The sequence below is a fragment of the Vogesella aquatica genome, from assembly GCF_028548455.1.
GTDB lineage: Bacteria > Pseudomonadota > Gammaproteobacteria > Burkholderiales > Chromobacteriaceae > Vogesella > Vogesella aquatica.
In genome coordinates this window covers 1-6056 of record NZ_JAQQLF010000018.1, presented here as the reverse complement: position 1 = coordinate 6056, position 6056 = coordinate 1, and the positions used below count along the sequence as shown (strand labels likewise).

5 protein-coding genes and 2 tRNA genes are annotated in these 6056 nt (G+C 57.3%); 3 read left to right on the top strand and 4 right to left on the bottom strand.

Annotated features, from left to right (window positions below; translation table 11 throughout):
* Window positions 1–105: 105 nt before the first annotated feature.
* Both PQU95_RS14020 and PQU95_RS14015 read right to left on the bottom strand, forming a co-directional pair.
* Entirely contained in the window at window positions 106–711 is a 606-nt protein-coding gene (locus PQU95_RS14020) for a peroxiredoxin (RefSeq protein ID WP_272752581.1), read from the bottom strand.
* A 910-nt stretch (window positions 712–1621) separates the two neighbouring features.
* Window positions 1622–1711 (bottom strand) — tRNA-Ser (locus PQU95_RS14015).
* Window positions 1712–1995: 284 nt separating this feature from the next.
* Here PQU95_RS14015 and PQU95_RS14010 point away from each other — a divergent pair.
* Both PQU95_RS14010 and PQU95_RS14005 read left to right on the top strand, forming a co-directional pair.
* The gene (locus PQU95_RS14010) at window positions 1996–2922 is read left to right on the top strand and encodes an ArgP/LysG family DNA-binding transcriptional regulator (RefSeq protein ID WP_272752580.1); all 927 of its coding nucleotides are present in this window, start codon (window positions 1996–1998) and stop codon (window positions 2920–2922) included.
* Between the two features lie 53 nt (window positions 2923–2975).
* Window positions 2976–3380 (top strand): cytidine deaminase, encoded by a 405-nt coding sequence (locus PQU95_RS14005; RefSeq protein ID WP_272752579.1) that lies wholly within the window; start codon window positions 2976–2978, stop codon window positions 3378–3380.
* Between the two features lie 50 nt (window positions 3381–3430).
* Here PQU95_RS14005 and tilS read toward each other — a convergent pair whose 3' ends face one another.
* Complete coding sequence (gene tilS / locus PQU95_RS14000; RefSeq protein WP_272752578.1) at window positions 3431–4750, bottom strand: tRNA lysidine(34) synthetase TilS; 1320 nt, start codon at window positions 4748–4750, stop codon at window positions 3431–3433.
* Complete coding sequence (locus PQU95_RS13995) at window positions 4740–5705, bottom strand: acetyl-CoA carboxylase carboxyltransferase subunit alpha (protein WP_272752582.1); 966 nt, start codon at window positions 5703–5705, stop codon at window positions 4740–4742. The genes tilS and PQU95_RS13995 overlap by 11 nt, the downstream gene beginning before the upstream one ends.
* A 230-nt stretch (window positions 5706–5935) precedes the next feature.
* Between PQU95_RS13995 and PQU95_RS13990 the strand changes: the two genes are divergently transcribed.
* Window positions 5936–6011: transfer RNA gene (locus tag PQU95_RS13990), tRNA-Val, on the top strand.
* Window positions 6012–6056 lie beyond the last annotated feature (45 nt).

Below are 6056 nucleotides of genomic sequence, written 5' to 3'. Positions count from 1 at the left end.
GTGCAGTTTGACGATCATGGGTTGGGCGCTCGAGAGAGTTGTAGCAGGATACCCATGACTTCTCGTGCTGTGTTCAGTTTGAGTAGCCGATTGCTTATATGATCGTCAGGGATGCGACAGGTAGCCTTGCGGAAACTTCTGTTTGATCACTGTTTCATCCTGCAGCGATGGCACGATGACGACTTCGTCACCCTGCTGCCAGTTGGCCGGCGTGGCCACACTGTGGTACTCGGTAAGCTGCAGCGAGTCGATCACGCGCAGCAACTCGTTAAAATTGCGACCGGTGCTGGCCGGATAAGTCAGCGTCAGGCGAATTTTCTTGGCCGGATCGATCACGAACACCGAACGCACGGTATGCGTGCTGCTGGCATTAGGGTGAATCAGGTCATACAGCTCGGATACCTTGCGGTCTGCGTCGGCAATGATCGGGAAATTCACCACCGTTTGCTGGGTGTCGTTGATGTCTTCGATCCAGGCCAGGTGCGACGCCACCGGGTCGACCGACAGCGCAATCACCTTCACGTTACGGCGTGCAAACTCATCCTTCAGCTTGGCGGTCTGGCCCAGCTCCGTGGTGCACACCGGGGTAAAGTCGGCAGGGTGCGAGAACAGCACGCCCCAGCCATCCCCAAGCCACGCGTGAAAGCGAATGTCGCCTTCGCTGGAAGCTTGTTCAAAGTCTGGGGCAATATCACCAAGTCGCAGGCTCATGTGGGTTTCCTTCGTCGTATCGTGATGCGATGGGAACACTCTAAAGCGGCCCGGAGCCGCTGTGAAACAAGCAAAAGTGAATAGCTTATCAAGCGGTAGCGCTCTACGGACGATGCAGCATTGGGGGCACGCCAGCATCGGCGAAACGCATGCCTGCCACCGAGTGGCGACCAAACATTTTGCTGGACATGGGCCACCGTAGACGGGGGAAAAATGCGCCAAGACCTGCAAGATTCCCTGTTGCTGGTGTTGATGCATTTGAGCGGTGTGGACTATCCCGGTTGGCCACAGACCGAAGCGTAACGGCAACCAGCACGCCAGCGCCTTTCAGGTTATTGGCCGCCAACAGCTTGCCGAGCAAGGTTTCGTCCAGCCACGGGTAAAACGGGCCCACCTTGGGCATGCCCAGCGTCTCGGCCTGCTGGTACACGGTGTCTAAAGGTTTTGCTGCTGAGGGTGGCGATCACGGCCAGCAGATCGTCGTGGCGGTCTTGCTGGGCGACGCGTTTGAACAAAGGCTGCAGAGAAGTTGAGGTCGTCATGGTGAAGCTCCTGATCCGGATGGAAAAGGCGCAGCAGCACCTGCCCGCAAGATGGCAAGTAAGGCGGAATCAACAGGGAGTACCCAATACGGGCGAGGAGGATAGCTGCGCGTGGCGCCAGGCCGAGGCCGGGTGTAGGTACGGTGGCGTTTTTACGTTATCACCGGCAAACAGCCAGGATCGAGGAGCGTAAAACTTTGGCAGCCTGCAGTACCGGACGGTGCGCAATCCGTGTGGCTGGCTGAAAAGCAAAAAAACGATGCACGGTAGCATCGCTTTTTTGATGGTAGCTTTGATATTTGCGTTGTTTTTTGCTGGCTGATAAAATGAAAAACAGCCTTAAAAATCAAACACATACCAAAAATATTTGGCGGAAGCGGTGAGATTCGAACTCACGGAAGGCTCACACCTTCGGCGGTTTTCAAGACCGCTGCCTTAAACCACTCGGCCACGCTTCCTTTCAGGCTTTGCGCCTTCAAGAGATGCGCATATTACGCAAATTTCCCCTGCTTGCCTAGGGCCACCGGCGCAATTTCTACATTACGACACTACGCATCGCTTTAAATCAAAACAAACAACTGCAAGCAGTCTGTGATAACAGGAGCAAACAGCTGCAACAATAAGTGGTAGCGCGGCAAGCAGACTGCATTGAATTGATTGACTCTACACAAGCAATGACAAACAATTAAATATTGCCATGTAAATACTCTCTCACGCATGAAAACCACAGCTCGATATCACCATGCTTGATAGCAAACTTCTGCTGACACTCGCCTCCGTCATTGAAACAAACGGCTTTGAGCGCGCCGCCGTTCAGCTGGGCATTACCCAGTCCGCCGTTTCGCAACGCATCAAGCAACTCGAGTCGCTACTAGGGCAGCCGTTACTGATTCGCAGCCAACCGATTGAAGCTACCAGCACCGGGAAAACCCTGCTGCAGCACTACAAGCAGATTAAAATGCTGGAACTGGACTTGATGCAACACATCAAGCCAGAGAGCAGCGACGGCCCACTGCATATACTCAGCATCGGCGCTGATGCAGACAGCCTGTCAAGCTGGCTGATGCCTGCACTGCTGCCACTCATGCATCAGCATGGCCTGCAGCTGCGCATCCTGCTCGGGGAGCAGGTGCCAGACCCGACCGCTGCCCAAAGTACAACCCATTTGAGTGGCTGGCTCACTCATAGCAGCAGTACCATATACAGCAGCCAGTGCCTTTATTTGGGTGATATGCATTATCAATGTGTTTGCACGCCCGCATACCTGCAACACCGCTTTGCCCAAGGGCTAAATACCACTACGCTGGCCAATGCCCACGCTGCAATACTGCATGGACAGCACGCGCGACACGCGTTCTATCTGCAACAAGCATTGGCATACATGGGTGACTTCCCCTACTCCAGCCTGCCCACACCCGAAGCCATGCTGACCCTTATTCGCGCCGGGCTGGCATATGGCCTGATACCACAGGAATACCTCGACCATATAGCCGATGATGCTGGGCTGGTCACGCTGGGTACGCCCTTGCAGCTGCCACTATACTGGCACCACTGGCGCGCCGAGCCTGCGATTGCCAGAGCGTTAGGCGAGGCATTGCTGGCAGCACGCCAAGCACGCGGCAAGGTACAGCACCACACGCTGGCGGCCATCACAGCAAGAAGTGATTGACAAGGCTGCGCTAGCGCAGGAATATCCCACGCCCTTTTGCGTGGAGAGCATCGATGGAACACACCATCCCGTGGGATATTCTGGCCAAGGAAGCGCGTGCCGCTGCACGTCACGCTTACGTGCCATATAGCCGTTTTACTGTGGGCGCGGCCATCCTGACCTCTGATGGCAAGATCGTACGCGGCTGCAATGTAGAGAATGCCTCGTACGGCCTGACCAATTGCGCAGAACGCACCGCCATCTTTACTGCGCGAGCAGAAGGCATGCAGTCTGTACTGGCGGTCTGCATCTACACACCTACTGCCACCCCCACCCCGCCCTGCGGCGGCTGCCGCCAGGTGCTAAACGAGTTTGGCCCTAACATGCAAGTGCGCGCCATTTGCGACGGAGAGGGCATCATCGACACCACACTGGATACGCTGCTGCCAGGGGCTTTTGGCCCGAAAAACCTGGACTAATACCCCACCATACAAAGCAAAGGGGCTGGCATATCGCCAGCCCCTTTAACTTAAAAAATACCCTGCCTGGGCAGCGCTGCGGGTAGCCACAGTGGCCACCAGCCATCGCCATCAGCCTCGCAAGTGCTACTCACCCCCAAGCCTGGAATGGCCACGAGTTCTCCCGCCGCATTGTGCAGCAATGGCCAAGCCTCGCGCAGTGCAGCAGGTACGGCATGCGCCTGGAACAGTTTCTTCGGCGCCACGCGGCCAACCTTCTGCAGCAGACTCTCCCCTCCCTCCCGCGTGCGTAACCACATGGTTTCTTGTGTACACGCGGCTGGTAAACCACCCCGTTGCCACACCCACTCCAGCGTACCAAATGGCGTTACGACCCTGACGCCCGGCTGGCAGGCCAAAGGCCAAGGCAATGGGCCATCACACCAGGCAACGGGGATAAGCTGCTGCCGATAGCGCAGTATTTGCCCCTGTGGTATTTGCAGCCTGGCCGCCTCGCCGCCCAGCACCGCACGCTGGAAATCAAGCAAGGCAGCAGGCGCGGGCGCAGCCCAGCCCAGCAAACCTAACCAATGCAATAACAATAGCCGCTGCCTGGCTGCAGACAACGCCTGCCAGGCGGGTAGCTGCAGCCGGTTATCAGACAGGCAATGCCCGGCATCGAGCGCGGCCATTTCGTCCAGCACGCTGGCGGCATCGGCCATCTGCGCCGCGCTGCGTGCCAGCCGGGCATCCAGCCCGCTGATGCGCTGGCGTAATGCCGGCAAGGTGGTCAGGCGCAGATAGTTGCGCAGATAGTTGGCCGCATCGCTGTTGCTATCGTCTTCCACCCACGCTAGCGCCCGCTGCCGGGCATATTGGGCCAGTTGAGCACGACCAAACGACAACAAAGGGCGCCACAGCCACTTGCCCTGCCACTGGCGCAGCGCCGGCATGGCCGCCAGGGCCTTTGCCCCGCCGCCGCGCAGTAGCTGCAACAGCGCGGTTTCGCTTTGATCGTCAGCATGGTGCGCTAACACAACAAGCTGCTGCGGCGAGCGCGCAAAAGCCGAGTAGCGCGCATGACGCGCTACGGCCTCCAGGCTCTCCCCCCCCTGCCGGTGCAATTGCACTCGCTCGGCACGCAGCACCACACCCCGCTGCGCGCACTGTTGTTCGCAATGCACCAACCATGCATCGGCTTGCTGGCTGATGCCATGGTGCACGTGAATGGCCGACACCTGCGGCCCGCCGTGCTCATCACGCCAGCGGCAGAGCAAATCCAGCAGCACCATGGAATCCAGACCGCCGGACAATGCCACTTCCAAATGACAATGGCCGGACAAGGTGTCCGGCCAGGTCTGGATCAAGGCATGCAACAGGTCAGGCTGCATTTTCCTTGAAGCGCCCGTAACTCATCAGGCGATCAAAGCGGGTTTTCAGCAGCTCATCCACACCGCGGCCGTTTGCTTCTTTCAGCTGATCTTGCAGCACGCGCTTAAGCGAAGTCATCATGGCAGCGTGGTCGCGGTGGGCACCACCTAGCGGTTCGTTGACTACACGGTCGATCAGGCCCAGGGTTTTCAGGCGCGGTGCCGTAATACCCAGCGCTTCGGCCGCATCGGCAGCGCGCTCCGCCGTCTTCCACAGGATGGAAGCACAACCTTCCGGCGAAATAACCGAGTATGTGGAGTACTGCAGCATGTTGACGTAGTCGCCTACGGCAATCGCCAGTGCACCACCCGAACCACCCTCACCGATCACAGTCACGATAACCGGTACTTTCAGGCGGGCCATTTCGTACAGGTTGCGGCCAATGGCTTCAGACTGGCCGCGCTCTTCTGCACCAATGCCGGGGTACGCACCTGGCGTATCGACAAAAGTAATCACCGGCAGGCCAAACTTCTCGGCGGTGCGCATCAGGCGCAGTGCCTTGCGATAGCCTTCCGGCCGCGGCATGCCAAAATTGCGATAGATCTTGTCCTTGGTATCGCGGCCTTTCTGGTGGCCAATCACCATCACAGGCTGATCATTGAAGCGTGCCAGGCCACCTACTATTGCCGGGTCATCGGCATAGGAACGATCACCGTGCAGCTCCTGAAAGTCTGTAAACAGGCTGTTAATGTAATCCAGCGTATAAGGACGCTGCGGATGACGCGCCACAATTGCAATTTGGGAAGGGGACAATTTGCTGTACAAGGTTTTTGTCAGCTCTTGGCTCTTCTTCTGCAAGCGCGAAATCTCTTCCGAGATATCGAGGACGGAATCGTCTTGGACGAAACGCAATTCCTCTATCTTGTTCTCGAGCTCGGCAATGGGCTGCTCAAAATCAAGAAAGGTCGGCTTCATGCTTAGGTTCCGATTAGGGACAATCGGGCAATGATACATGAGCGGTTTACATCACGCACCACCCTGTCCGACAAAATGCGGCCAGCATCACCCGCAACAAAAACAGACGCTTGTAGAAAACCTGCATTTTTCTTGCAATAACCCCTTGCAGCCCCGCCCAGCCTGTGTTTTAATTCGCCTCCTCGCTGAACGACGCAGCAAAAACAGCGCTTCAGCAGAGCCAGATTTCAGGGCGTTTAGCTCAGTTGGTAGAGCGTCTGCCTTACAAGCAGAATGTCGGCGGTTCGACTCCGTCAACGCCCACCACCGTTTTACGGTTGGAGCGGTAGTTCAGTTGGTTAGAATACCGGC